Below are 25,373 nucleotides of genomic sequence, written 5' to 3' on the forward strand. Positions count from 1 at the left end.
ACAGGTACCGACCGCTCATGCCGGGGTGCCGTAGACCGCGTCCGACAGCGCGGAGACGACGCGACCGGTGTTGGGGCCGAAGCTGAGGATCACCGCGTCGGACATGTCGACCACGCGCCGATTGCGGCCCGCGGGAGTCTGGGCGATGCCGGGCACCTTCTCCAAGCCCTCGACGCCGCCCACCGATTTCAGTCCGCCCGACATCACCAGCAACACATCGGGGGCGGCGGCGATCATGGCCTCACTGGTGATGGACACGAACGGCTCGTTCACCCCGGCCGCGGTGCCCGCGTCCACTCCGCCGATCGCGGCGATCAGGGAATCGGCGCCGGAGCCGCGCCCGGCCATCATGGTGATCGCGGTGCTGCGCAGGTACAGGAAGGCGATCTTGGGTTGGGGGTCCTGTTTCGGCACGCGGGCGGTCGCGGCGGCGATCTCGTCGCGGGTGCGGGCGCCGAGCCGGGTGCCCGCCTCGGGAACGCCCAGCGCGGTGGCCACTGCCTCGATCTGCGGGACGACACCGTCCATGCTGCGGTCGGGGTCGAAGTAGACGACGGTCACCCCCGCGGCGCGCAGCTGCTCACGTACGGCGGGGGCGGCGCTGGTGGTGTCGGTGAGGAACACCGACGGGCGCAGGTTCAGGACCGCTTCCACGCTCAGGCTGCCGTTGCCACCGGCCACGTTGGGCACGGCCGCGACGGCGGGGAACCCGGCCGAGGTGCTGCGGCCGACGAGGTTGGCGCCCAGTCCGAGGGCCCACACGGTTTGGGCGAGGGTGCCGTACCGGTCGACGGCGATGATCCGCGAGGTGTCGGCGACCGTCACCTCGGTGCCGTCGTAGGACTTCACCGTCACCGGCAACCGCGGACTCGGCGCGGGGCCGATCGGCACGGGGTCCAGGTCGGCGAGTTGGGCTGTCACCGGCCCACCGGAATTGGCAGTCGATGCAGTATTGCTTCCGGTGCAGGCAACGGCGCCGGTCAGCACCGTCGCCGCGAGCATCGCCGTCAGCACACCACGCAGTCTCATGCAGGTAAGGCTAGCCATCATTCGGAACGGGCGCTCACATCGTCGAGTGCCGCCGCGATCGCCCGCGGCAACTCGAGGGTCTCGGCGGCCAGCACACCGGTGAGCTGACCGATATCGCGAGCACCCACGATCATGCTCGTGACGCCGGGCCGATCCCGGATCCACGCCAGCGCCACCGCCAACGGTGACGTACCGAGCCCGTCGGCGGCGGTGACCAGCGCATCGACCACCCTGGTCGCGCGATCGTCATCGAGCCTGCGCCGGATCTCGGCCGCCGTCGCCTCGTCGGCGCCTCGCGAATCCGCGGGGACCCCGTCGCGATACTTGCCGGTGAGGATCCCACCCGCCAACGGCGCCGACGCGATGACGCCGACCCCGTGATGGCGAGCGGCGGGAATCACATCGTTCTCGGCGCCACGCGCGAGCAGCGAGTACGGGCTCTGCGCGGCGCTGATCGGCGCGATCGCGGCCAGACTCGCCAGTTGCCACGCCGCGAAACCACGCACTCCCGCGTACCGGGTGCGCCCGGAACGCATCGCGGTCTCCAGGGTCGCCGCGATCTCTTCGAGCGGGGTGTAGGGATCCCAGGCGGCGATGTTCCAGATGTCGAGATGGTCGGTGCCCAGTTCGAGCAGGGTCCGATCGAGTTGTTTGAGCAGTGTCCGTCGTGACGCGTCGACGACCGGTCCCACTGCCGCGGGGGCGGGCACCGAGTCGCCGACCCCGGCGCCGGGCGCGTGCATCACCACACCGGCATGGCCGCTGAGAACCAATTCGTCACGCGAGACCAGGTCGCCGAGCAGGTCCGCCAGGATCCGCTGCGCCGCTCCCTCGCCGTAGACGGGCGAGAGGTCGACGAGCGTGCCACCGGCCTCGGTGAACGCCGCCAACTGCACCGATGCCTCGTCGGCATCGGTATGTGTGCCCCAGGTATGGGTCGCCAACCCGATTCGCGACACCCGAAGCCCGCTGCGTCCCACCGTTCGCTGTTCCATCACCGCGCCCGCGCATTCGTCACGGCGACAGCCTAATGCGCGCACCACCGCCGCCTCGCTCGGTGACCCGTACCACGGCGCGGCAGAACTCGTCGCGGGCCATGGGCGGGCGGCGACCGACGGCGACGACGGGTAGGGTCGCTGCGAGATCGTGGCCGTCACAGCGGCAGAGCAAGCAAAAGCCCAGGAGGACGCCGTCTTTCGGGCGCGAGTCAGCAGGAGGACGTGTTGGGCGAGTCGATGACCTGGTTCCAGGCATTGGTACTCGGATTGGTGCAGGGACTCACCGAGTTCCTGCCGATCTCGTCCTCAGCGCATCTGCGCATCGTGTCGGGCGTGTTCTTCGGTGACGACGCGGGCGCGTCGTTCACCGCGGTCACCCAGCTCGGCACCGAGGCAGCGGTGCTGGTGTACTTCGCCAAGGACATCTGGCGCATCCTCGTCGCCTGGTTCACCACGCTCGGAATGCGCTGGCGCGAACGGTCCCAGCGCGAGGTCGCGGTCGGGGACCGGGTCACCACGAAACTGCCGGTGATGGACCGCAGTGCCCGTGACGCCCACGAACGCGACACCCAGCGTGAACTCGACTACCGCATCGGCTGGTACGTGATCATCGCCACCATCCCGATCGGGGTGCTGGGATTCCTGTTCAAAGACCAGATCCGCACCGGGGCCCGTGATCTGTGGCTGGTGTCGTTCATGTTGATCGCGTTCGCGCTGGTGATCGCCGCGGGCGAGCATTTCGGCAGCAAGACCCGCTCGTTCGACCAGCTCACCACCAAAGACGGCATCGTGATGGGGCTGGCGCAGTGTCTGGCGCTGATTCCCGGTGTCTCGCGATCCGGTGCCACGTCCACGGCAGGCCTGTTCCTCGGACTGGAACGAGAAGCCGCCTACCGGTTCTCCTTCCTGCTCGCGATCCCCGCGGTCACCGCATCGGGGCTGTTCAGCCTGCCCGACGCCTTCGCCCCGGCCGGGGAGGGACTCAATGCCAGCGGTGCGCAGCTGCTGGTCGCGACAATCCTGGCATTCGTCGTGGGGTACGCCTCGGTGGCCTGGCTGTTGAAGTTCGTCGGCAAGCATTCGCTGTACTGGTTCGTCGGCTACCGGATCATCCTCGGCGTCACGATGCTGGGCCTGCTGGCCACCGGCGTCGTCTCCGCCACCTGATCCCGGTACCGACCCATGGTTAGGCTGGTCCCATGACGGTGATCCTGCTCCGACACGGAGTGTCCACCTCCAACACCGCGCGTACCCTCGCGGGGCGCTCACCCGGCGTCGAACTCACCGAGCGCGGCACCGAACAGGCCGTCGCGGTGGCCGAGCGGCTCGCGATGCTGCCGATCGAACACATCGCGAGTTCACCGTTGCTGCGCTGTCAGCGCACCGTGGCGCCCCTGGCGGAAAAACTCGGTCTCGAACCCGACCACGACGAACGCCTCATCGAGGTCGACTACGGCGACTGGACCGGCCGCCCGATCGCCGAACTGGTCACCGAACCGCTGTGGCGGGTCGTGCAGGGTCACGCCTCGGGCGCGGTGTTCCCCGGCGGGGAAGGGCTGGCCCAGGTCCAGCAGCGCGCGGTCGCCGCGATCCGCGAGATCGAACGCACCCTGGCCGAGAAAGCCGGCCGGGATGTGCTGTGGGTGGCGTGCGCGCACGGCGACGTCATCAAATCCATCCTGGCCGACGCACTCGGTCTGCACCTGGACAGTTTTCAGCGGATCGCGGTGGAACCGGCCTCGATCAGCGTCGTCCGCTACAGCGCGCACGGGCCGTCGGTGTGGAAGTTCAACGACACCGGCGCCGATCTTTCCGCGCTGGCCGCGACCGCACCGGCGACATCGACACCCGGTGGAGAGGTGCCGACGGCCGCGAACGCGGATAATGGGAATGCGGGGCACCGCGATTCTCCTTAGAGGAGTGTGTTCGTGAGTGTCGATCAGGGTCACGTATCAGGAGGTGCATGTGTCACGCGCAATCCATGTATTTCGCACCCCCGACCGCTTCGTCGCCGGGACCGTCGGTGAACCGGGCGATCGTTCGTTCTACCTGCAGGCCGTGCAGGAGCCGCTGGTGGTGAGTGTGCTGCTGGAGAAGCAGCAGGTGAAGGTGCTCGCCGACCGGATGGGTCTGCTGCTCGACGAGGTAGCGCGCCGTTTCGGCGCCGAGGTGCCGCCCGAAGGGGAGGACGTGCGTGATGTAGCGCCGTTGGTTACCCCCATCGACACCGAATTCCGGGTCGGCACCATGGGTCTGGGCTGGGATTCCGACGCGGGCGCCGTGGTGGTCGAATTGCTCGCGATCACCGAGACCGAGGTCGACGAATCGGTGGTGCTCGACGACACCGAGGAAGGCCCCGACGCGGTGCGGGTGTTCCTGACCCCCATCCAGGCGCGCGAATTCGCGTTGCGGTCGGCGCGGGTGATCGCGGCGGGACGCCCACCGTGCCCGCTGTGCGGGGAACCGCTGTCCTCGCGTGGGCACATGTGTGTGCGCACCAACGGGTACAAGCGCGGCGAGATCTTCGGCGCTGCCGAGCTCGAAGAGGAGTGATCTCGACGTGCCGGTGCTCACCGAAGGTGACCTCGAGATCGTCGGTCGGATCGGCGTAGCCAGCAATCTCACGCTGGTGTGTGAGATCGCCGCCCCCGAACCCGACGGCGCCCCACTGCGAGTGGTGTACAAGCCGGTCCGCGGCGAACGGCCGCTGTGGGATTTCCCCGACGGCACGCTCGCGGGCCGCGAAGTCGCGTCGTACCTGATCTCCGAGCACCTCGGCTGGGGTGTGATCCCCGAGACGGTGCTGCGCGAAGGGCCGTTGGGTCCGGGCATGGTGCAGCGCTGGGTCACCTCGGTCGACAACCGCACCGATGCCCGTCAGCGCCCCGATCTGGTCGACCTGTGCACGCCGGGGACCGTGCCCGAGGGCTTCTGCGAAGTGCTGCGCGCGCTCGACGAGCAGGGCAACGAGGTTTCACTCATCCACGCCGACGATCCGCGCCTGCAACGGATGGCGGTGCTGGATCTGTTGCTCAACAACGCCGACCGCAAAGGCGGGCACGCGCTCGAAGGTGTCGACGGGCAGGTCTACGGTGTCGACCACGGCATCTGCTTGCACGCCGAACCGAAACTGCGGACCGTGCTGTGGGGGTGGGCGGGGCGACCGGTACACGACTCACTGATCCCCGACATCACCGCCTTCGCCGCGAATCTGCCCGGCACCGTTGCCGATTCGCTGGCCACCCACATCACCGACTCCGAGATCACCGCCCTCACCGAACGAGCGAAGGCGCTGCTGGATCACCCGGTGATGCCGGTTCCCAACTCCGCGCGTCCGATCCCCTGGCCCGCTTTCTGATCGCGGAGCCGATAATCGGTGGTGGCGCGCCCGGCCCGATTGCTACCGTTGCCGCCATGAAGGTCGATCCACGAATCGCTGCCGCGACCGCACGAGCTCTCCGCTCGCCGGTCCCCGCCGCCTGACCTTCTTCCCATGCCGGCGACCGGAAACGGTCCGCTGGCGGGTGTCGGGGTTGTCACCGTTCGCCGTGGTGGTCGCTTCCGGTCGATGTCACATCGATGGAGCAATCACCATGATCACCACCGATCAGACCGTCCAGACCTTCCTCGACTACTTCCGCGAGCGCGGGCACGAACTCATACCGGGCGGATCTCTCATTCCGCCGCCGGGAGATCCGGTGCTGTTCACCAGCTCCGGGATGCATCCGTTGACCCCGTATCTGATGGGCCGACCCCACCCGCTGGGTCGGCGGCTCACCGGCTCGCAGCGCTGTTTGCGCACCACCGATCTCGACGAGGTCGGTGACGACACTCATCTCACCGTGTTCGAGATGCTCGGGTCGTGGTCACTGCGCGACTACGACGGCCCGCAGAGCCTGCGCTGGGGCTTCGAACTGCTGCGCGACGGCTTCGGCATCGACCCGAGCCGCATGCATGTCACGGTGTTCGGCGGTGACGACCGCGTCGAGCCCGACCACGAGTCGTGGCGCGCCTGGGAGGAACTCGGTTTACCGGTCGAGCCGACCGTCGACGAGAACTGGTGGTCCAACGGCCCGACGGGACTGTGTGGACCCGACTCCGAGATCTTCGTCTGGACCGGACGCGACCTGCCGCAGGCCACGCCGACCACCGATGACCGGTGGGTGGAGGTGTGGAATCACGTGATGATGCGCTACCTGCGCCATGGTGACGGCAGCCTCGAACCGATGCGACGACCCTGTGTCGACACCGGTCTGGGGTTGGAACGGCTGGTGCGAATCCTGCGGAACACGCAGTCCGTCTTCGAGATCGACCTCTTCGACCCATGGCGGACCACCCTGCCCGGTCTCTGGGGTCCGCTCGATGGTCGGTCGCTGCGCGTGCTGTCGGACCATCTGCGATCGAGCATCGTGATTCTCGGCGACGGGGTGACGCCCTCGCCATCGGGTCGTGGTCACATCCTGCGGCGGTTGATCCGGCGCAGCCTCACCACGTTGTGGCGCGACGATCCGACCCGCACCCTGTCGGACCTGCCGATCGAGCTGGTCGACCACACGCTCGAGCATTTCCGGCAACCCGTGCCGGGCCAATACGTGCACGCCCTGTTGCTCGAGGAGGAACACAAATTCGATCTGCTGCTCCAGCGCGGGCGAAAGATCCTGTCCCACCGCCGCTTCAGCGGAACTCTGGCCGAAGACGACTACCGCTACCTCCACGACACCCACGGCCTTCCCCGCGATCTGGTGGTGTATCTGACCACCGAGGCCGGGGTCGATCGAGGCTTGTAGGCAGGTTGTCGGGCGTGCGCCGATCGGGGCGGTAGTTTCCGAAGTGTTCAGATCCGATGAGTTTCGAGCGCGAGGGAGGTCTACACGTCATGAGGAAACTGATCTACGGATTCGGCGTATCGCTGGACGGTTACGTCAACGACCGCGACGGCAGAATCGACTGGACCGACCCCGACGACGAGCTGCACCAGTACCACAACGACCGGTTCCGGAGCCTGGAGGTCGCGGTGAACGGTCGTCGGCTCTATGAGCTGATGGCCGAGTACTGGCCGCACGTGCCCGCGGACGCACCGCCCATTCAGCGTGAGTTCGGCGAGCTCTGGACCGGCAAGCCGAAAGTCGTGTTCTCCCGCACGCTCACCGAGGTGCACTGGAACAGCACCCTGCTCCGCGAGAACGCGGTGGAGGAGGTCCGCAAGCTCAAAGCCGGTGGTGACGGTGTCATGGAGGTCGGTGGCGCGAGCCTGGCTTCCGCGCTGATGCCGCACGGGCTCATCGACGAGTACCAGCTGTTCGTCTCGCCCATGGTGCTCGGCGGCGGCACCCCGATGTTTCCCGCGCTGGACCAGCGGATCGGGCTGCGATTGGTCGAGACGCGCCGCTTCGACACCGCGGTGCTGCTGCGCTACGTCGTCGACTGAGGTCCGCGCACCGCGCCGCGGCCACCCATTTCTCGGGGCGGTGACGGCCCTGTTCCCTGGTCAGTGCCGGTGCTAGTGTGCTCCAAGCACTTTCGTTGTCCCCGTGAGATCTGAGGAAACCTATGTCGACCCGTTCCATTGTCACCGCCTCCGCTGCCGCGTTGCTGCTCACCGGTGCCGCCGCTGCTGTTGCCGCGCCCGCGCAGGCTTTTCCCGCCGGTTGGTGGGCTGAGAAGACCTACGTGTGTTCCTCCACCAACCAGGCCGGCGCTCCGCTGCCCGACGTGACGGTGAAGGCCGGCAACGAGGTCGGTGCGGCGTACTACGCGACCCAGCAGCTCGGCCCGGACGCGGCGCAGATGCAGTGCCGCCAGCTGTGATGTGATCTTGTTCGGTGTCGCCGCACGTCGGGGAGCGGTGGCACCGAAGTTCAGCTGGGGTGTGCCTGTACGAATTCCCGCACCGCGGCAGTCTGATTCAGCAGTGCGTGCCCGACTCCGGGCAGTAGTCGCACCTCGCCTCGCGTGAAGGTACCGCGGGCACGTTCGGCGGTCCGTGCGGAGTCGAACAGGGCGTCGCGTTCACCGACGATTATCAGGACCGGGATGTCCACTTCGCGAAGTTGTGCGTCGCGGAAAATGGGTAGCTTTCCGGGGCGGGGCGAAAAATGAGTGAACGTCAGCTCGATGTCGTCGATGATCGAATCCGCCTGCGCCCCCTCCAGACCGAGGCCCGTGCGCGCCATGTCCCGCACGCTGTGCCTGCCGATCATTCGCAGACCGATGGCCTTCACGAGCCAGCCGTAGCGGTGTCTGCCCAGTCCGCCGGGGCACAGCAGGACCAACGTCGTGACCCGACCCGGCCTTCGCACCACGTAATCGAGTGCGGTCCACCCGCCGAGTGACATGCCGACCAGCGCCACGGTGTCGAGGCCGAGTCCCTCGATCACCTCGTCGAGCCAGCTCGCGGTCGCGTCGCTGTCCAATGCCAGCCGGGTGGGGGCGCTGAATCCCGGTTCGCCGGGGAGGTCCACCGCGCACACGCGAAAACTTCGCGACCAGTCCGCGATGTCGGCGCGCCATGTGCTCGCATTGGCTCCTGAACCGTGCAGCACCACCAGCGGCGGTGCGTCGGCCGGTCCCGAGACCACAACGAAGGTCTCGCCGATGCCGGTGTCGATCCGCACTTCGTCGTGGGGGACCGGCCACGCGTCGAGGTGTTCGCGGTAGCGCTGGTGAACGAGCTGTCGGCCTTCGTCGGACTTGTAGATCATGAGCTCAGGATTCCGTCCAGGTAGTCGAGCAGGCGGGAACTGTCGGCGAGGCTGCCGAGCAGGATCACTTTGAGGCGTTGGCGGGCCGGGTCGTAGCTGGTTTCCACACGCATGCGCTGACCGCCGCCGCCTCGGGTCCCGGCGGTGGCGGTGAGCAGCGTGGTGATCCGGTCGACGGTGGCGCGGTCGATGTCGTCGATCTCGACGATGCACGAGGCCTCCGTGTGCCGGTGCGGCCCTGTCTGGGGGGTGGTGATCGGCAGCCCGGTGAACGTCTCGAGGTCTTCGTGGGTGATGCGGTACTGCTTGCCGATGCGCGCGGCGGGGAGTTTGCCGTCGCGCACATAACTGCGCACCGTGCGGACATGGAGTCCGAGCAGTTCGGCGACCTGCTCCACCGAATAGAGACGATCAGTCATAAAACTAACGTAAACGAAGGTACATATAGGGGTCAATAGGGAAGTTTGATGACATGTGGACTGTGACAATGATCGCGATAGCAACCGTTTGTCCAGCTCTGACCGCACACTGGGCACAAGCAGCCCGATTCGTCCCGCTACCTCCGTGACCAGCGGATCTGCTCGAGCGCAAACCTTGACCCGAGTGCCAGGACACGTTTGTGTGCAGGTAGCGGGCCGTGCCGCGACGCCGCGAGCAACCCCATGGGCCGGGCCGCGAGCCGAGCACCTCGGCAGGGGCTCTACCCTCGAAGGCATGCAGTCCTGGTCCGATATCGCCCTGCCGACCGTCCCCGGAACAGGGCCGCCGTTGCGTTTGTACGACACCGCCGATCGTCAGATCCGCCCGGTCACCCCCGGCGCGACCGCGAAGATGTACGTCTGCGGCATCACGCCCTACGACGCCACCCATCTCGGTCACGCCGCCACCTACCTGACATTCGACCTGGTCAACCGGATCTGGCGCGATGCGGGCCACGATGTGCACTACGTGCAGAACGTCACCGACGTCGACGATCCGCTGTTCGAACGCGCCGACCGCGACGGCATCGACTGGCGTGATCTCGGCAGCCGCGAGATCGACCTGTTCCGTGAGGACATGACCGCCCTGCAGGTGTTGCCGCCACGGCACTACATCGGCGCCATCGAAACGGTGGAAGAGGTGGTCGAGCTCGTGCAGAAGCTGCTCACCGCCGGTGCCGCCTACATCGTCGACGACGCCGAGTACCCCGATATCTACTTCCACACCGACGCCACCGAGCAGTTCGGTTACGAATCCGGCTACGACCGCGCCACCATGGAGGCCCTGTTCGCCGAACGCGGCGGCGACCCGGACCGGGCGGGCAAGCGCGACACCATCGACGCCCTGCTGTGGCGCGCCGCACGCCCCGGTGAACCGTCCTGGGAGGCACCCTTCGGCGCCGGACGGCCCGGCTGGCATATCGAGTGTGCGGCGATCGCGCTCAACCGCATCGGCGCCGAGTTCGACATCCAGGGTGGCGGCTCGGACCTCATCTACCCGCATCACGAATACTCCGCCGCGCACGCCGAGGCGATCACCGGCGCCCGCCGCTTCGCCCGCCACTACGTGCACGCCGGTCTGATCGGCCTGGACGGCGAGAAGATGTCGAAGTCGCGCGGCAACCTCGTCCTCGTGTCGAAACTGCGCCGCGCCGGTGTCGACCCCGCCGCGATTCGCCTCGGCCTGCTCGCCGGTCACTACCGCGCCGACCGGATGTGGACCGACGAGGTGCTCACCGCCGCGCAGCACCGCCTCGACCGCTGGCGCGAAGCCGTGTCGGCGACTGCGGGCCCCTCGGCCGTCGACACGGTCGCCCGGTTGCGTCAGCACCTGGCCGACGACCTCGACACCCCGAAGGCCCTCGACGCGGTCGACAACTGGGCCGAACAGGCCATCACCTACGGCGGCACCGACACCGAGGCGCCCGCCCTGGTTCGCGCCGCCGTCGACGCGCTGTTGGGCGTCAGCCTCTGACACGAGCGGTCGGCGTCGCTGTGCGCGGTCACCGTGGTGGCGACCTGTCCGGACGCCCCGGATCGGCGACAGCGATCACGGTCCGGCGCCGAACACAGCGTTCTGTCGCCGCCCCGCGCACCAGTGATTTCAGCGGGTTCGCGATGACGCGGACAGGTCCGGCCATCCCGGTTGCCCGCAGTATGCTGCGCTTATACTGTGGGCCACAGCGCAGCTGACCTGCCGTCGATCGGAGAGCGTCACATGGGGTGCTATCAGCGCATCATCGTGGGAACCAACGGCTCGCAGGCCGCGCGGACGGCGGTAGCGGTGGCGGGAGAGTTCGCGACTCGCCTCGGTGTCCCGGTCACCGCGGTGAGTGTGTGGAAGGACGCGGGGCGCAAGGCGAACACCGACGCCGCATGGGCCGAAGACAACATCGGGGCGGCCGTCGAAGCCCTGCTCGAAGTCGGCGTGGCCGAGGTCGCCGGTACCGAACTCGACGGCACCCCGGGCGCGTTACTGCTCGAGATCGCCGAACGCGAACCCGGCACCTTGCTCGTGATCGGTGGCGGCAGCCTGGGCAGTTCCAAGGCGCGCCTGCTCGGCTCGACAGCCAATCATGTTTCGCACCACAGTCAGACCGATGTCGTGTTCACCGCCAAGGTCCCCAAACGCTGGACCACCATGGGGCTCACCACCGACGGATCGGCGAGTTCGCTGACCGCGGTCCGTCGCGGCTACGAGCTGGCCACGGCCATGGGCGCGCGCCCGTTCCTGGTGACCTCCGCCAAGACCGACGACGACGGTGCCGACATCCTGATCGATATCGAAGGTCGGATCGCGGTCGATGACCTGGAACTGTTCGGTCGCGACGTCCTCACCGGGGTCCCCGCGGCCGAGGCCATCTGCAACGCGGCCTGGAAATACGACCTCGTCGTGATCGGCAACCGTGGCATGAGCGGGCCCGCACGCCTTTTGGGCTCGGTGGCCAACAAGGTGACCCACGATATCGACACCAACCTGCTGCTGGTCAACACCACGCACTGAGTTCTGCCCGGCCGCCGCGCCCGCACCCCGATCCGGTGTTTGCTCCGACTTTGCGGGCAACCGCGGAACTTGCCGGGAACGCGAACTCCGGTCGCCTATGATTGCCGTACGTGCGATGTTCGCCACACAACGGAGTGGACGCCGGATGAATGCTGGAATCGAGGCGGCGGGGTTCTTCGGCCTGCTCGACTGGGAGAAGACGACCGGTCTGAGCAAGTTCTGGGTCGACATGATCACCATCCCGATCTTCAGCGCCATGGCGGGCCTGATCACCAACTGGACCGGGGTGATCATGCTGTTCGCGCCGGTGCGGTTCACCGGGTTCTACGTCCCCGGTCTGAAAGCGCTCTTCCCGCTGCTGCCGCGCAAGGTACAGATCCTGCCCACCTTCGCTCCCGGCGGCATCCTCGGCTTCCAAGGCTTCATTCCGGCCCGCTCGGAGAAGATGGCGAGCCTGATGGTCGACAACGCGGTCGCCAAGATCGGCACCGCCAAGGACTTCTTCGATCAGATGGATCCGCGCAAGATCTCCGCCCAGGTCGCGCTGGTGGCGTTGCCGAACGTGCGCTCGATGGTCGACTCCACCATGGTCGCCGAGCACCCGCGTCTGTGGGCCGACATGCCGCCGCGCGCACGCGAAGCCATCTACACGCGGGTCGAGGCCGAGCTGCCCGCGATCACCGACCGCGCGTTCGATTTCATCGGCGCCAACATCGACCAGCTCCTCGATGTGAAGCTGATGGTGGTCGGCTATCTGCGTCGTCGGCCCGAACTGCTCAAGGATGTGATCTACGGGCTGGGCGCCCCGGAATTGCGGTTCATGATCCGCAGCGGGGTGCTCGGGTTCCCGTTCGGGGTGATCGTGGCACTGTGGTTGTCGCTGCTGCACTACAGCACACCCCACGGCGACACCCCCGCGGTGATCTCGCTGCCCGGTTGGCTCTACGAGGTCCTGCACTTCCTGCCCGCCTGGGCATGGGTGCTCGCCGGGGGCGCGCTGGTGGGTGTGCTGGTCAACGTCATCGCGATCAAGGTGGTGTTCGAACCCGCTGTGCCGCAGCCGCGCTACCGGTATCCGTGGCGGGTGGCGAAATTCGCGAAGCGGCAGTACCAGGCCGCGGCGGATCTGGGGCATGCGATCGGCTATCAGATCGTCACCCTCGACGTCGTCACCGAGCAACTGCTCGACGGGCCCAGCGGTGACAAGACCCGCGCCGTCATCGCCCATTTCCTCGAGGCCGAGATCGACCGGATCCTGGGTCCGCTGCGCTCGGTGACCCGGCTCGCGATCGGGCCACGTCACTTCGACGCCATCCAGGCCACCGCGGGCGCGAGCCTGGCCACCGAGATGAAGCCGTGGCTGGTCGAGGACATCGAGTTCTCCCAGACCACCGCGGCCAGCGTCGACCGCCTGGCCACCGAGAAGCTGCGTGAGCTACCGCCGGAGGAGTTCGTCGAAATGCTCTACACCGCCATCGAACAGGACGCCTGGCTGTTGTACCTGCACGGTGGCGTGCTCGGCGCCTTCATCGGCGCGCTGCACCTGCTGATCTTCGGAGTATGAGCGATGGAGCCGACACCTGATCGCGAACCCGGGATCCCCACCGATCTGCTCGGCCTGGCGCGGCTCGCGGGAATGTCGTTGCGCCACCTCGTCGGCACGGTCACCAGGAGCGCTGTGCACACCGCCACCGACATCGTCGACGATGTCCGCTCGGGCGAACCGATGTCGCAGATTCTCGATGAACGCGTGGCGCTGTTTCGCCGGGCCGCGTTGAGCGCGCTCGGCCTCACCAGCACCGCCACCGGCGTCTACGGTCCGGTCGACACCGAACTCGACGTCGAGGACCTCAAGGCGATGGGTGACGCGATGATCACCGAGGGGTGGGACACCGCGCAGCAGCCACGCGACCTGCACCCCTCGTTCGTGCCTATTCTGCACGACCTGACCCCCGACGAGGCCCGGATTCTGCGCTTCCTCGCCGTCGCCGGACCGCAGCCCGCGATCGACATCCGCACCAAGGCGCCGTTCGGGATCGGCTCGCAACGATTGGCCGACGGCATCAACATGATCGCCGCCATGGCCGGCTGCGCGCTGCCCGACCGTGACCACCACTACCTGGGGAACCTGAGTCGTCTCGGGCTGGTGCGCTTCTCCACCGAGCCGGTCGCCGACTTCCGTCGCTACGCGTTCCTCGAAGCGCAACCACCGGCGCAGGCGGCCTACAAATCGGTGAAGATGCGAGCGATCAGCTCCTACCGCAGCATCTACCTGACGGTCTTCGGAAAGCAGTTCTGCGAAGCGTGTTTCGTGCTGGGTGACTACACCGGGGGCGGTTGGGCCAGCGATGACCGTGGCGACATCTACCTGGGCAAGGGCCCCCGGTTTCCCTGATCAGTCCCGGTTGCGCAGCGCGTCGAGGACGCCGGCGAACATCACCGATTTGATCGCGGTCATCGTGGTCTGGTCCTTGCCGCCGAGGGGCGCGACCACAGCCAGTGCGGTGTCGAGGACTTCGTCCTCGGCGGCGGTGGCGTCGACGAGATCCAGCGCCAGGGCGTCGGGGCCACCGAAGCGGCGGGCCGTGGTCATGGCGGCGACGGCGGTCTTGGGGGTCGTCTTGGCTTGGATGAGCGCGGCCATGCCGTTGGTGAACGGGATGCGGATGTCGGCCTCGGGGAAGCAGAAGTAGCCGCGGTCGGCGCGCATCACCCGGTAGTCGTGTGCCATCGCCACCATCGCGCCCGCACCGAAGGCGTGTCCGCCGATCGCGGCGACCGTCGGCATGGGCAGGGTGAGGACCCGGGCGAACAGGGTGTGTACCGCCGCGACGTATTCGGCGGCCCGGTCACCGTTGGCGGTGAGCCAGTCCAGGTCGAGGCCGTTGGAGTAGATCTTGCCGGTGGCGGTGGTCACCAGCGCGGACGCGCCCTGGGCGATGATCGCGTCGAGGTGGGTGTTCATCTCGTCGAGGAAATCGGGGGAGAAGCGGTTCTCGCCGTCACCGAGGTCGAGCACGGCGATCGAATCATGGTGGCGCAGTGTGGGCACGGGGTTTCCTTTTCAGTGGGGACCGAGGTCGAGGACGGCACGCACGGCAACACGCAGTTGCGCACGGGCCAGTGGGTCGGTGAGCCGGTCGCGGCGCAGCAGCAGCGCGGTGGGCAGGTCTACCAGGCAGGTGGTGACGGTGGCGAGGCCGCGGCGGTCGGCGCGACCCCACAGGGCACGCGCGAGCCGGTTGAGCGCGGCGACGAGCGCCTTCTCGGTGTCGGCGATCTCTTGCGCCAGCGCGGGCGCGAGGTCGCCGGCGAGCAGTTCGGCCCGGTCGACGAGTAGCAGCAGGCGCGCGGAGTCGGGGTGGGCCACGGCCAGTCGCGCGGGGGCCTCGGCAGCGTCGAGGACCGCGGCGGTGCGGGTTTCGGGGTCGGACGCGGCGACGGCACGGTCGATGTCGGCTGACTGCAGGGCGAGGAATCGGTGCGCCGCGCGCAGCCAGGTGCGTGCCAGGACAACCTGTCGAGACTGAAATGTGTGATAGAGCGCGCCATTGGATACTCCGGTAGCGGCGGCGACCGCGCGCACCGTGACAGCGGTGGGTCCGGCGTCGGCCGCGAGCTTCTCGGCGGCGTCGAGCACGATCTGCGGGTCGTGGGTGCGCGGTCGCGGCATGAACAAAAGTTTACAGAGCGTCTGCTCTGCTATTCCATTCGGATGTGCTTTTGGGCCGCTGTACACGTATTTCATTCCCCCACTTGGTATTTCGTCGTGTCATCGAGCCGTGGGAACGCAGCATAGATAACGTTATGTACACGCGAGGGCTCGATACGATGGGGTACTGTTCGGATTCTTCGGCCCTGCCCGCACGAACAGAACGGCATCGCGATGTCCCGAGTTGTCACCAAGGAGCAGTACTTCGACACCGCGGTGGTGGTGCTCGCCGAGTTCGGTTTCAAAGGTCTCAATATCGGGGTGCTGTGCCGTCGCCTCGGCGTCACCAGTGGCTCGTTCTATCACCACTTCGGTTCCTGGCAAGGCTTCGTCGACACGCTGCTCGAACACTGGGAGAACCGCCAGATGGTCGAGCTACGCGCGCTCGACGTCGGCCACGGCGACGCCGACGCCGACGTCCGTGCCATGTCGGTACTCGCCAGCGGCCTCGAACACGGCGCCGAAGCGGCGCTGCGGGCCTGGGCGGCCAACGACGAATCGGTACACGTCACCGTCAAACGGGTCGACGAGTCGCGTCGGCGCACCGTGCACCGCGTCGTCGACGGCGTCGTCGACGACGCTGAGACCGCCACCGTCGTCACCGAATTCGGCATGGCGATGATCATCGGCTACCAACAGCTCGCCGCCGCAGGCGAATCCACCGAACTCGACCACCTACTCGCCGAGTACGCCCGCCTGATCTACTCCCACCGCGGGTAGCCGGGTGGTCCGGCGCCGATGGTCACACTCGTGCGATATCGAACCGTTCCCAGGGGCCGACCGCGACACGGTCGCACTGTAGCCACGAGTCGCCGCCCTGCGCAGACCAGTAGTGCCCGCCCAACGCCATGAGAGCGCTCGTGCCGTCGGACGTGCTCAGCACGAACTTCTCCCACGGCCCCAGGGCGGTGGCTCCCACACGCAACCATTCGCCGCCACCATCGAGCGCCGTCACGTACCGACCATCGTGCGCCCGAATCGACACCACCGTCTTGGCGCCCCACGAGGTGTAATAGGCGAGTTCGTCGATGGTGAAAACGGTGGCGGGAGTGGGCAGATACTCGTCGGCGATCAACAGATCAGCGGTCAACGGGTCGTCGCTGACCCGGACGAACCGACCGCCCGAGGCCACGATCCGCGCCTGGTACTGCTTGCGCACCTGCGCGTCGGTGTGGACGACATCGGGGTCGAACGACCTGGTGATGCGGTGGATCTTGCCGTCGGCCACCGCGAACACATCCAGGACCGTCGCCGAGCGGAATACCGCTGCCACGGTGCGGTTGTTCGTTGCCGGTGGCTGGCCGGGAACCCGGATCGGGCCGCCGGTCCACGCGCCGTAGGCGTAGGAGCGCGCGGTCAGTGGGTTCGCCGCGGCGACGAGTTCGCTCACGCCCGGAGCCGAGCGTGCGGCGGCGATCCCGCCGTCCTCGGACAACCCCACGTCGGGGTGGGGTTCCCACGGTGTCGGCCACAGGTTCGGCTGTCCGACGATGGTCCAGATCCGTCCGTCGCCGGGTCCTTCGGTCACCGCACTGACCTGGATCGTGTCCCCGGACAGGGTGACAGCGGCGAGACTGCCCGCCCGCAGCAGCGCGGGCAGTAGGTTCCACGTCGAGGCGTCCTCGGTCACGGTGGTGTGGGCGACGGCGCCGTCGGCATCGCCGGCGAACAGTTCGACGCGACCGGGCGCGGTCGCGGCGGCGGCCAGCGACGAACGCTCACTCAACCGGCCGCCGGTCAGGACCTGCCAGTCCGGTGCCCACCGGCCACCGGTCGACCGGCGGCGGCGCACGAGATGATCGCCCCGGCCGACAACGAACACATCGATCGTGTTCGGCGTCGAGGTGGCGGCGGCGATGCTGGCACGAGGGTCGAACGCACCGGACTCGGTGAGCCGTTGCCACGGTAGCCACACACCACCGGTGAAACGTGCCTGCAGCACAGCGCCGTCGAGCCCGATGACGAACACATCGATCTCGCCCTCGCGCGCGACCGCCGCGATGCGAGCCGCCCGATGCAGCGGCGGGGATTCCAGCACCGACCACAACCGCCACGGATCGGGCACGACATCGATCTCGGCCACCGTGTCGCCCCCGCCGAGCACGTCGATCCGCAGCGGCGCTCGGCCCAGCCGTGCCGAGGACCCCGGCCGGACGGGGAGTTGGGCCAGTAGGAATGTCGCACCGCTGCGCGCCAGCTCCTGCGCGACGATCTGGCGTTGCATCCCCTGGCCGGTCAGCGTGCGAAAACCGCGGTCCCACAGGCGGGGTGTGCGCAGCGAGATGTAGACGTCGGCGCCGCCGGGAGATACCGAGTGCGCGACAGCGACCACCGGCAGGCCCGTATGGCCTGCGGCGGGCGTCCCGGCCCAGCGCGCCAGTTGGATACCGGCCGAGGGTTGTCGCGGCACCGCGACGGTGGCCGTGGGGTGGTCCCGGTCGAGCCAGCCGATCGGCACCGCCGCCGCCGGGCACAGGGCAGGCCCGGTCAGATCGTGGCCCGCTCGCGCGTGCGCCAGGCGTGGCTCTTGCGCGGCCAACGTCCCGACGGAGCCCATGATGCAGGTGGGATCGGCGTAGTCGAGGGCGACGTGCCCGTTGAACGTACTGGCATGGCCGCCGGGCTGATGGTTGCGCCGCTGGTAGAAGTGACCGAGCTCGTGGCACAACAGCGAAGGGCTGAGATGGGCGGCGGCGAACTGGCCGTCGAAGCCGAACTGGCCGCCCGCGGCCGCGGCCCAATCCTGGATCACCACCAGGACATCGCCGTGCGTGAAGGGTGCGCCGCCGGCCGCGGCCTTCGCGCGTACCGCGGCGGCGAGTGCGTCGGCGTCGGCGTAGGGCTGATCGATCTCGACGGGCGGGTGGATCGACCAGGTGAGGTCTTCACGAAACCCGGACATCTCCTGCCAATAACGGCGGACGTCCTCGCCGCAGGCCAGCAGCCACGCATCGGTGAACGTGTGTGCTGACCGCGTGGCATCGCCGATCAGGGTGGCAATCACAAAGACGAAGCGGGTGGGCGCCATCGCACTGCTTCCGTTGTCGTAGCGAGGATCTCCCTCTGCTATCGCGCGTCGGCCCGCAGCTATTAATGGCGGTGGCTAGCCGAGCAACTGGTCGACGTAGCACCAGCGCCACACCTCGCCGGGTTCCACGCTGCGCATCACCGGATGCGCGGAGCTCCGAAAGTGCGCGTCGGCGTGGTTACCGATCGAGGACTCGCAACAGGCGATATTCCCGCAGGCGGTGCACATGCGCAGATGCACCCAGCGTAAACCCTCGTCCAGACACCGACGGCAGACCAGCTCATCAGCTGCCGGCTCGGCGGGCAGCGGCGCGGCGTCGAGATGCGCGCAGCCCTGCCTTCCCGCCGCCGTCGCCAACGGTTCGAGGCGCCGCACGTCATCGTTCTCGTCGAAGCGATCGATCATCGACTCCTCGAGGTCGAGCCGGGCCAGCACGTGTTGGAGCACTTCGTAATCCACCGCTCCCGCGTCGCGAACCTTCAGTACCGCGTCGCGTTCGGCACCGAGCATCGCCAGCCGTAGCCGGCGGTACTCCGCGGTCGGTGTGACCAGTTCGGCCTCCGGGCGGCCCAGCCGCTCCCAGGCGGCGTTCGAACGCCAGATCAGCCGCTGGCGCAGCGATTCGATCACCGGTTCGGGGGTGTCCGGCCCGATCTCGCGTTCGAGCTCGAGTAAACCGGCGTTCGAAGCCTGTTGCAGCAGATCGGCTTTCGCGAGCGCGTCTTCCTCGCGACTGGGCCCACGTAACCGCAGCAGCCGCACCAGCCACGGCAACGAAGTGCCCTGCACGAGCAGCGTGCCGCCGACCACCACCAGGGCGAGCAGTTCCAGCACCGGCAACTGCGGCGTCGAGTCGGGCAGCAACAACACCGCCGCCAACGTGACCACCCCGCGCATCCCCGCCCACGACACCACCGCCGCGTGACTCAACGGCTCGCTCGCGCGCCCGAACAGCCTGGCCACCAGCACCGGCGTGAACACCCACACCGGACGCGCCAGCATCACCGCGGCCAGCACACCCACCGCCGCGACGACGAGCGTGCCGCGATCCAACCCGCTGTGCCAGGCGGCCTCGACGATCCAGCGCACCTGCAACCCGATGATCAAGAACACCGCACTTTCCAGAATGAACTGGATGGTGCGCCAATTGGTGCGCTCGGCGACCCGCGAGGCCGCGCCCTGCCACCGTTGCGCGCCGTGGCCCAGGATCATCCCGCAGGTCACGACCGCGATCACGCCCGAGGCGTGGAAGTGTTCGGCGGGCAGATACGCCACGAACGGGGCGAGCAGCGACACCGAGGTATCGAGCACCGGATCGGTGATCCGCCTGCGCAGCATCGCCAAAGCCGTCGCCACCACGGCCCCGATCACCGCGCCGCCGACGGCCGCGAGCAGGAAATCGCCGCCGATCTGCCACGCGGTCACCGCACCGGCCATCGCCGCGATCGCCGAACGCAACGCCACCAGCGCGGTCGCGTCGTTGAACAGCGACTCGTCCTCGAGCACGGTCACGATGCTGCGCGGCATCCCGGTGCGCCGGGCCACCGCGGTCGCCGCCACGGCGTCCGGGGGAGCGACCACCGCACCCAACGCCACCGCCGCCGCGAAAGGCACCGGCAGCAGCCACCACACCACCAACGCCACCGCGAACGTGCTGAACAGCACCAACCCCACCGACAGTGACGCGATGGTGCGCAGATTGTCCTTGAAGTCGACCAGCGAGGTGCGCAGCGCGGCGGTGTAGAGCAGCGGCGGCAGCAACCCCAGCAGCACCACTTCCGGCTCGAGATGCACCTGCGGCACCATCGGCACATACGACGCGGCCACCCCCGCCAGGGTCAGCACCAGCGGTTCCGACACCCCGAATCGTCGCGCCAGCGCCGCCAGCGCGGTCGCCGAGCCGATGAGGACAACCAACCCGATCGCGACATCCACTCGGGCATTCTCCCACCCACAGACCCGTCGGTCTGTCGCTGCCTCCGACAGCCACGCCGATGTCGGCCGCCCGCGTCGCTATCCCGTATCCGCGTCCGCGGCGAGGTGGTCGACCGCGCCCCACACGCGCAACGCCAGGCGCGGGCCCTCACGTCGCCACTGCGACACCGACGCGTTGGGTACCGGTTCGAGCGAATCCGGTACCGGCGCCCCGAGTCCGTCGAGGATGTAGCGCAAGGAAATCACCACCGCGTCGTGCGTCACCACCAGCACCTGCTCACCCGCGGCCACCACATCGAGTTCGTCGAGGAAACTGCGCACCCGCACCGCCACATCGGCCAGCGATTCCCCGCCCGGCGGCCGATACACCCAGTTGCCGACTAGTTCACGACGCCGCCCCTCCTCGGGCGCGCGTCGCCGGATCGCCCGATACGGATGTAGTTCGAACACCCCCATCTCCCGGTCGCGCAACCGTTCGTCGACCAGGGTGCGGATCGGGCGCAGGCTCCGATTGCGGGCTGCGGCGGCCTCGGCCATCACCGCCCAGGTGACTCTGGTGCGCAGGTACGGGGAGCACACCACCAGCGTCGGTCGCTGCACGCCGGACAACTCGGCCAGCCAGTCGCCCAGGCACCGCGCCTGCCACTGCCCGTGGGCGGTCAGGTCCACCCCGGCATCGGTGCCCGGCATCGGCCGCTGCGCGGTCGCCGGGTCCGAGTACCACGCGTTGGCCTCACTCTGCGCGTGACGCACCGCCCACAACCCACCCAGCGCGCGCGGCACCACCAATCCCTCGGTCACCTGCACCCACCCCCTCCGCCGTTCGAACTCCATCGATGTCCTTCGTGCTCGCCCTGTCGTGCCCGGACGCGCCGGAGGAATAGCGGCGTGCCTGCCCGCGTTACATCCCCCGAATTCGAACGCCTGTCCAGAACTGTCCGGCGGACCGCCGCCGCACCCCTCGATGCGCCGCAGGAGGCCCGCTTGTCCACCAGAGTAGAGATCTGGACCGACATCAACTGCCCGTTCTGCTACCTGGGCAAAGCCCGATTCGACGAAGCGCTGGCCGATTTCGCCCACCGTGACGACGTCGAAGTGGTGCACCGGTCCTTCGAGCTCGACCCGACGCAGCCTGTCGGCACCTCACGCCCGGTCATCCCCGCGATCGCCGAGAAATTCGGCATCACCGTCGACCAGGCCGCCGCCAACGAACGCGGCATCGGCGCCCAGGCCGCGGCGATGGGCCTGCCCTACCGCACCTCCGATCGCGACTGCGGCAACAGCTTCGATATGCACCGGATCCTGCAGTACGCCCTCGCCCAGGGCACCCAGGAAGCCATGATCGACGCCCTCTACGCGGGGAATTTCGCCGAGCCCGAGCCGGTCTTCGGCGACACCGAACGACTCGTGGCCCTGGCCGTCCGCGCGGGTCTGGACGAGCAGTCGGTGCGCGCGGTGCTGGCCGACCCCGATGCCTACGCCGACGCGGTCCGCCGTGACGAAGCCGAAGCCACCGCGCTCGGCGCCACCGGCGTCCCGTTCTTCGTCTTCGACGGCAAATACGCGGTCTCCGGCGCCCAACCTCCCGCAACGTTCACCCGGGCGCTGAACACCGCCTGGAACGATCGACCCGCCCCTCAGCTCATCGCCGACGGCGACGCCTGCGGCCCCGACGGCTGCGCGGTCCCCACGACCGCGTCCGCGGTGGCCGACTGAGCACCGCGGACCGGACCCCGACGACTCAAGCCAGGTCGATGACGACCTTGATGTCGGACCCGCCCGCCTCGAATGCCTCGAGCGCACGCTCGAGCGGCAACCGCCGGGTGATCAGGCGCGCCAGCCACGACTCGTCCGCGGTGGCCAGCGCCTGCGCGCCCTGCTCGTAGTGATCGCGGTTCGCGTTCACCGAACCGAACACCAGCGCGTTGTCGAGCACGATATTGCGGTTCAACTCGCCCACATCGACATCGGTATCGACCCCGGGTGTCGACACCCCGGTCAGACAGACGATCACGCCGGGGTTGTCGATCTCCATCGCCTGCAACGCCACCGCGGGCGACCCGGTCGCCTCGATCACGATGTCGGGGCGGATCTCGTCCGCGACGGCGGCCGCCGTCCGCGTGTGGAAAGTGGCGCCCAACGCCTCGACCAACTCCTGTTTCGTTCCGCCGCTGACACGGTCGAGGACGTGCACGTCGAGGCCGCGCTGCTGCCCGAGCAGAGCGGCCAGCAACCCGATCGGTCCGGCGCCGGTCACCAGGACCGTGCGCGGGTCGAACCAGGCGCGGCCGTTGATCTTCTCGATCTGATCCCAGGCCTTGGCGACCACGGTCGTCGGCTCCAGCAACACCCCGACCTGTTCCAGCGCCGGATCCAGCCGCACCGCGAAGTCCTCGCGCACCACCCAGGACGTCGACCCGTACCCGTCGATCTCCTTGATCCCGCGCTCCACGTACCTCCCGTTGCGGCACATATCCCATTGGCCGCGCGCGCATGCCCCACACGGCACCGGATCCGGCCTGCGCACGATCCCGACGACGAGATCACCGGGGGCGAACGCACTGCCCTCGGGCACGGTCTTCACCCGGCCCAGCGATTCGTGCCCGAGAACCATCCGCGATTTTCCCGGCGGCAGCCAACCGTAGTCACCCCGCGCGATATCGCGGTCGGTGCCGCAGATCCCCAAGGCGATTCCGTCCACCAACAGTTCGCCGGGACCGGCGATCGGATCGGGCACATCCTCCACCCGCAACGATTGCTTCTGCAGGGGAACCACTGTCAACGCACGCATTTCGACACCCTTCCGCCCGGGCGGGCCAACGGTCGACGTCTGCACGAACCACATCCACGACACCCGGGGGAGCAACCCCATCGCGAACTCGCCGCGAACACGGACTACCTGCGACAAAGGTACGCGAACAACCCATCGATCGGTCGATACGAGACCGATCGCGAACAATCGACACCGCCGAGCCCACCAACCGTGTCGGGTCCCTCGGCTACGGTGGACAGCGCTCGCACCGATCGACCCGTGGCCAGCTGGAGGCGTCTTGCGCATCACCGTCCGGATCATGCTCGTGCTCGCCGCGCTCGTCTGCGCGCTCGCACCGGCCTCGGCGGCCCCGACCGTCGACGACGCCTCCGCGCGCAAGATCGACGAACTCCTCACCGTGCGTGCCGAATCGGGCGGTCTCGGTCGCGGCGAACTCATCGAACGGCTCTCCGCCCGGCTGCTCGGCACGCCTTACGGCGCGAACATGCTCATCGGTTCGGCCACCGAGCCCGAACAGCTCGTCGCGGACCTGCGCCGGGTCGACTGCTTCACCTACCTCGACTACATCGAAGCCGTCTCCCGCTCGAGCACCCGCGACGAGTTCTTCACCAACCTGGTCACCACCCGCTATATCGACGGTCGCGTCGAATTCGCCCAGCGCAAGCACTTCTTCACCGATTGGGCCGCCCGGCAACGGCCCGCGGCCACCGACATCACCGCCGGCCTGAGCCCCGCGGCTGTCGCCACGACCAAACACCTCAACGCCAAAGCCGACGGCGGCACCTACCTGCCCGGTATCCCCGTGGTCGACCGCACCGTCACCTACATCCCCTCGGCCGCTGTCGACGGGGCGGTAACGAACGCTCTTCGCACCGGCGACTTCGTCGGCGCCTACACCCCCGACGCCGGCCTCGACGTCACCCACGTCGGCATCCTCGTACACACCCCGAACGGTCCCGTCTTCCGCAACGCGTCCTCCCTCGCCGCGAACAACCAGGTCGTCGACACTGCCTTGGCCGACTACCTGCGCACCGTTCCCGGCATCGTCGTCCTGCGCCCGCTCTGACCGACTCCGAGGAATCACCATGACCACCCTGCCCGACCGCCCGAATACCGCGCTGCTCGTCGTCGACGTGCAGAACGGGGTCGTCGACGAAGCACCCCGCCGCGACGAGGTCGTCGCGAACATCGCCGCCCTGGTCGACCGTGCCCGCGGCGCCGACATCCCGATCATCTGGATCCAGCACACCTCGCAGGAGCTGGTCGAACACAGCGATCCCTGGCGCTACGTCCCCGAACTCCTGCGCACCGACACCGAACCGCTGGTCCACAAGCACTACGGAGATTCCTTCGAGGACACCGAGCTCGAGGGCCTGCTCGCCGCCGTCGGCGCCGGACACCTGGTCGTGACGGGCGCGGAATCCGACGCCTGCGTCCGCTCGACCATCCACGGCGCTTTCGTGCGCGGCTACGACGTCACCCTCGTCGCCGACGCCCACACCACCGGTGACAAAACCCGGTGGGGCGCACCGAAACCCGAAGACGTCATCGCCCACACGAACCTGTACTGGCAATACCAGCAGGCGCCCGGCCGCACCGCCGCCGTCCGCTCGACCGACGAGTTCGACTTCGCATCGACCTGAACCACCAGCGCTCTCCTGACCACGTCCCGATACGAACAGAGCCCGCCTCCACCCACCGGCCCGTCCAGAAACCGACCCGCCGGTGTCTCGAACACTGCCCGACGTGCGACGATCGGCAGGTGAGCGCCACACCCGCGAAACCACCGCACCTGCGCGACCTCGCGCTGCTGCGACGCGTGCGCGACCGCATCGACCGTGAATACGCCCAGCCACTGGACGTCGAAGCGCTCGCCCGCGGCGTCCACCTCTCGGCCGGGCACCTCAGCAGACAATTCCGCCTCGCCTACGGGGAATCGCCGTACTCCTACCTGATGACCCGCCGCATCGAACGAGCCATGGCGCTGCTGCGCCGCGGCGACCTGAGCGTCACCGAGGTGTGTTTCGAAGTCGGCTCGTCCTCGCTGGGCACCTTCAGCACCCGCTTCACCGAACTCGTCGGCGTACCGCCCAGCGTGTACAAGCAGCGACACGACCAACCGACCGCGGGCATGCCGTCCTGCGTGGTCAAGAAGGTGACCAGACCGATCAGGAATCGAGAAGCTTCCGCTCCGACCGACAATTAGCGTGGTCGC

At 68.2% G+C, this 25,373-nt stretch carries 26 protein-coding genes; 16 read left to right on the forward strand and 10 right to left on the reverse strand.

What is annotated here, in order from left to right:
- Positions 1-15: 15 nt before the first annotated feature.
- Both NA12_RS02295 and NA12_RS02300 read right to left on the reverse strand, forming a co-directional pair.
- Positions 16-1,029 (reverse strand): heme/hemin ABC transporter substrate-binding protein, encoded by a 1,014-nt coding sequence (locus tag NA12_RS02295; protein ID WP_132369838.1) that lies wholly within the window; start codon positions 1,027-1,029, stop codon positions 16-18.
- 17 nt (positions 1,030-1,046) lie between these two features.
- The gene (locus NA12_RS02300; protein ID WP_067445444.1) at positions 1,047-2,024 is read right to left on the reverse strand and encodes an aldo/keto reductase; all 978 of its coding nucleotides are present in this window, start codon (positions 2,022-2,024) and stop codon (positions 1,047-1,049) included.
- A gap of 228 nt (positions 2,025-2,252) precedes the next feature.
- On the opposite strand from NA12_RS02300, the gene NA12_RS02305 reads away from it, so the two are divergent.
- The 7 genes from NA12_RS02305 (at position 2,253) to NA12_RS02335 (ending at position 7,835) form a co-directional block, all read left to right on the forward strand.
- Positions 2,253-3,194: an undecaprenyl-diphosphate phosphatase gene (locus NA12_RS02305; RefSeq protein ID WP_174551042.1), complete on the forward strand. Its 942-nt coding sequence runs from the start codon at positions 2,253-2,255 to the stop codon at positions 3,192-3,194.
- A 32-nt stretch (positions 3,195-3,226) separates the two neighbouring features.
- Positions 3,227-3,943: a histidine phosphatase family protein gene (locus NA12_RS02310; RefSeq protein WP_067445446.1), complete on the forward strand. Its 717-nt coding sequence runs from the start codon at positions 3,227-3,229 to the stop codon at positions 3,941-3,943.
- A gap of 49 nt (positions 3,944-3,992) precedes the next feature.
- Positions 3,993-4,580 carry a DUF3090 domain-containing protein gene (locus NA12_RS02315; RefSeq protein WP_067447326.1) on the forward strand — a complete coding sequence of 196 codons (588 nt, stop codon included), beginning with the start codon at positions 3,993-3,995 and terminating at the stop codon, positions 4,578-4,580.
- Positions 4,581-4,587: 7 nt separating this feature from the next.
- Entirely contained in the window at positions 4,588-5,385 is a 798-nt protein-coding gene (locus NA12_RS02320) for an SCO1664 family protein (RefSeq protein ID WP_132369839.1), read from the forward strand.
- A gap of 235 nt (positions 5,386-5,620) precedes the next feature.
- Complete coding sequence (locus NA12_RS02325) at positions 5,621-6,814, forward strand: alanine--tRNA ligase-related protein (protein ID WP_084472301.1); 1,194 nt, start codon at positions 5,621-5,623, stop codon at positions 6,812-6,814.
- An 89-nt stretch (positions 6,815-6,903) separates the two neighbouring features.
- The gene (locus NA12_RS02330; RefSeq protein ID WP_067445448.1) at positions 6,904-7,455 is read left to right on the forward strand and encodes a dihydrofolate reductase family protein; all 552 of its coding nucleotides are present in this window, start codon (positions 6,904-6,906) and stop codon (positions 7,453-7,455) included.
- Positions 7,456-7,577: 122 nt separating this feature from the next.
- Positions 7,578-7,835 carry a hypothetical protein gene (locus NA12_RS02335; RefSeq protein ID WP_067445451.1) on the forward strand — a complete coding sequence of 86 codons (258 nt, stop codon included), beginning with the start codon at positions 7,578-7,580 and terminating at the stop codon, positions 7,833-7,835.
- A gap of 50 nt (positions 7,836-7,885) precedes the next feature.
- On the opposite strand, the gene NA12_RS02340 is transcribed toward NA12_RS02335, so the two are convergent.
- Positions 7,886-8,728 carry an alpha/beta fold hydrolase gene (locus NA12_RS02340; protein WP_067445454.1) on the reverse strand — a complete coding sequence of 281 codons (843 nt, stop codon included), beginning with the start codon at positions 8,726-8,728 and terminating at the stop codon, positions 7,886-7,888.
- A complete protein-coding gene (locus NA12_RS02345; protein WP_067445456.1) occupies positions 8,725-9,147 on the reverse strand; it encodes a helix-turn-helix domain-containing protein in 423 nt (140 codons plus the stop codon). Before NA12_RS02345 ends, NA12_RS02340 begins: the two co-directional genes overlap by 4 nt.
- Before the next feature lie 295 nt (positions 9,148-9,442).
- On the opposite strand from NA12_RS02345, the gene mshC reads away from it, so the two are divergent.
- The 4 genes from mshC to NA12_RS02365 all read left to right on the forward strand — a co-directional run bounded on the left by mshC (position 9,443) and on the right by NA12_RS02365 (position 14,105).
- The gene (gene mshC / locus NA12_RS02350; protein ID WP_067445459.1) at positions 9,443-10,681 is read left to right on the forward strand and encodes a cysteine--1-D-myo-inosityl 2-amino-2-deoxy-alpha-D-glucopyranoside ligase; all 1,239 of its coding nucleotides are present in this window, start codon (positions 9,443-9,445) and stop codon (positions 10,679-10,681) included.
- Positions 10,682-10,924: 243 nt separating this feature from the next.
- A complete protein-coding gene (locus NA12_RS02355; protein WP_067445461.1) occupies positions 10,925-11,710 on the forward strand; it encodes a universal stress protein in 786 nt (261 codons plus the stop codon).
- Between the two features lie 145 nt (positions 11,711-11,855).
- Complete coding sequence (locus NA12_RS02360) at positions 11,856-13,274, forward strand: DUF445 domain-containing protein (protein ID WP_067445463.1); 1,419 nt, start codon at positions 11,856-11,858, stop codon at positions 13,272-13,274.
- Positions 13,275-13,277: 3 nt separating this feature from the next.
- Entirely contained in the window at positions 13,278-14,105 is an 828-nt protein-coding gene (locus NA12_RS02365) for an Abi-alpha family protein (protein ID WP_067445465.1), read from the forward strand.
- Here NA12_RS02365 and NA12_RS02370 read toward each other — a convergent pair whose 3' ends face one another.
- Positions 14,106-14,762 (reverse strand): enoyl-CoA hydratase-related protein, encoded by a 657-nt coding sequence (locus NA12_RS02370; protein ID WP_067445467.1) that lies wholly within the window; start codon positions 14,760-14,762, stop codon positions 14,106-14,108.
- Positions 14,763-14,774: 12 nt separating this feature from the next.
- Entirely contained in the window at positions 14,775-15,383 is a 609-nt protein-coding gene (locus tag NA12_RS02375) for a TetR family transcriptional regulator (RefSeq protein WP_067447332.1), read from the reverse strand.
- Positions 15,384-15,596: 213 nt separating this feature from the next.
- Here NA12_RS02375 and NA12_RS02380 point away from each other — a divergent pair, with 213 nt between their 5' ends.
- Positions 15,597-16,142: a TetR/AcrR family transcriptional regulator gene (locus NA12_RS02380; RefSeq protein ID WP_067445469.1), complete on the forward strand. Its 546-nt coding sequence runs from the start codon at positions 15,597-15,599 to the stop codon at positions 16,140-16,142.
- 22 nt (positions 16,143-16,164) lie between these two features.
- Here the strand turns inward: NA12_RS02380 and NA12_RS02385 are convergent, their stop codons facing one another.
- The 3 genes from NA12_RS02385 to NA12_RS02395 form a co-directional block, all read right to left on the reverse strand.
- The gene (locus NA12_RS02385) at positions 16,165-18,450 is read right to left on the reverse strand and encodes a hypothetical protein (RefSeq protein ID WP_067445471.1); all 2,286 of its coding nucleotides are present in this window, start codon (positions 18,448-18,450) and stop codon (positions 16,165-16,167) included.
- Between the two features lie 75 nt (positions 18,451-18,525).
- Positions 18,526-20,385, reverse strand: coding sequence for a Na+/H+ antiporter (locus NA12_RS02390; protein ID WP_067445473.1), 1,860 nt, complete (start codon positions 20,383-20,385; stop codon positions 18,526-18,528).
- A 78-nt stretch (positions 20,386-20,463) separates the two neighbouring features.
- Entirely contained in the window at positions 20,464-21,186 is a 723-nt protein-coding gene (locus NA12_RS02395; RefSeq protein WP_243654879.1) for a histidine phosphatase family protein, read from the reverse strand.
- A 183-nt stretch (positions 21,187-21,369) separates the two neighbouring features.
- Here NA12_RS02395 and NA12_RS02400 point away from each other — a divergent pair, with 183 nt between their 5' ends.
- Positions 21,370-22,101, forward strand: a complete 732-nt coding sequence (locus NA12_RS02400) for a DsbA family oxidoreductase (RefSeq protein ID WP_067445475.1) — start codon at positions 21,370-21,372, stop codon at positions 22,099-22,101.
- A gap of 25 nt (positions 22,102-22,126) precedes the next feature.
- Here the strand turns inward: NA12_RS02400 and NA12_RS02405 are convergent, their stop codons facing one another.
- Positions 22,127-23,176: a glucose 1-dehydrogenase gene (locus NA12_RS02405; RefSeq protein ID WP_067447336.1), complete on the reverse strand. Its 1,050-nt coding sequence runs from the start codon at positions 23,174-23,176 to the stop codon at positions 22,127-22,129.
- 280 nt (positions 23,177-23,456) lie between these two features.
- Here NA12_RS02405 and NA12_RS02410 point away from each other — a divergent pair, with 280 nt between their 5' ends.
- From NA12_RS02410 to NA12_RS02420, 3 genes are all read left to right on the forward strand, one after another.
- Entirely contained in the window at positions 23,457-24,224 is a 768-nt protein-coding gene (locus tag NA12_RS02410; protein ID WP_067447338.1) for a DUF1460 domain-containing protein, read from the forward strand.
- Between the two features lie 19 nt (positions 24,225-24,243).
- The gene (locus NA12_RS02415; protein ID WP_067445477.1) at positions 24,244-24,801 is read left to right on the forward strand and encodes an isochorismatase family protein; all 558 of its coding nucleotides are present in this window, start codon (positions 24,244-24,246) and stop codon (positions 24,799-24,801) included.
- A gap of 119 nt (positions 24,802-24,920) precedes the next feature.
- Entirely contained in the window at positions 24,921-25,364 is a 444-nt protein-coding gene (locus NA12_RS02420) for a helix-turn-helix transcriptional regulator (protein WP_067445480.1), read from the forward strand.
- Positions 25,365-25,373: the final 9 nt, after the last annotated feature.

This window comes from Nocardia alba NBRC 108234 (genome assembly GCF_001612665.1).
In the GTDB taxonomy this organism is placed as follows: Bacteria; Actinomycetota; Actinomycetes; order Mycobacteriales; family Mycobacteriaceae; genus Nocardia; species Nocardia alba.

Bases quoted from the DNA above. Each gene is read 5' to 3' on its own strand.
- NA12_RS02310 (WP_067445446.1), top strand. From the start codon at position 3,227: ATGACGGTGATCCTGCTCCGACACGGAGTGTCCACCTCCAACACCGCG.
- NA12_RS02380 (WP_067445469.1), top strand. From the start codon at position 15,597: ATGTCCCGAGTTGTCACCAAGGAGCAGTACTTCGACACCGCGGTGGTG.
- NA12_RS02360 (WP_067445463.1), top strand. From the start codon at position 11,856: ATGAATGCTGGAATCGAGGCGGCGGGGTTCTTCGGCCTGCTCGACTGG.
- NA12_RS02355 (WP_067445461.1), top strand. From the start codon at position 10,925: ATGGGGTGCTATCAGCGCATCATCGTGGGAACCAACGGCTCGCAGGCC.
- NA12_RS02340 (WP_067445454.1), bottom strand. From the start codon at position 8,728: ATGATCTACAAGTCCGACGAAGGCCGACAGCTCGTTCACCAGCGCTAC.
- NA12_RS02325 (WP_084472301.1), top strand. From the start codon at position 5,621: ATGATCACCACCGATCAGACCGTCCAGACCTTCCTCGACTACTTCCGC.
- NA12_RS02345 (WP_067445456.1), bottom strand. From the start codon at position 9,147: ATGACTGATCGTCTCTATTCGGTGGAGCAGGTCGCCGAACTGCTCGGA.
- NA12_RS02335 (WP_067445451.1), top strand. From the start codon at position 7,578: ATGTCGACCCGTTCCATTGTCACCGCCTCCGCTGCCGCGTTGCTGCTC.
- NA12_RS02385 (WP_067445471.1), bottom strand. From the start codon at position 18,450: ATGGCGCCCACCCGCTTCGTCTTTGTGATTGCCACCCTGATCGGCGAT.
- NA12_RS02300 (WP_067445444.1), bottom strand. From the start codon at position 2,024: ATGGAACAGCGAACGGTGGGACGCAGCGGGCTTCGGGTGTCGCGAATC.
- NA12_RS02330 (WP_067445448.1), top strand. From the start codon at position 6,904: ATGAGGAAACTGATCTACGGATTCGGCGTATCGCTGGACGGTTACGTC.
- NA12_RS02295 (WP_132369838.1), bottom strand. From the start codon at position 1,029: ATGAGACTGCGTGGTGTGCTGACGGCGATGCTCGCGGCGACGGTGCTG.
- NA12_RS02375 (WP_067447332.1), bottom strand. From the start codon at position 15,383: ATGCCGCGACCGCGCACCCACGACCCGCAGATCGTGCTCGACGCCGCC.
- NA12_RS02365 (WP_067445465.1), top strand. From the start codon at position 13,278: ATGGAGCCGACACCTGATCGCGAACCCGGGATCCCCACCGATCTGCTC.
- mshC (WP_067445459.1), top strand. From the start codon at position 9,443: ATGCAGTCCTGGTCCGATATCGCCCTGCCGACCGTCCCCGGAACAGGG.
- NA12_RS02410 (WP_067447338.1), top strand. From the start codon at position 23,457: ATGCTCGTGCTCGCCGCGCTCGTCTGCGCGCTCGCACCGGCCTCGGCG.
- NA12_RS02405 (WP_067447336.1), bottom strand. From the start codon at position 23,176: ATGCGTGCGTTGACAGTGGTTCCCCTGCAGAAGCAATCGTTGCGGGTG.
- NA12_RS02415 (WP_067445477.1), top strand. From the start codon at position 24,244: ATGACCACCCTGCCCGACCGCCCGAATACCGCGCTGCTCGTCGTCGAC.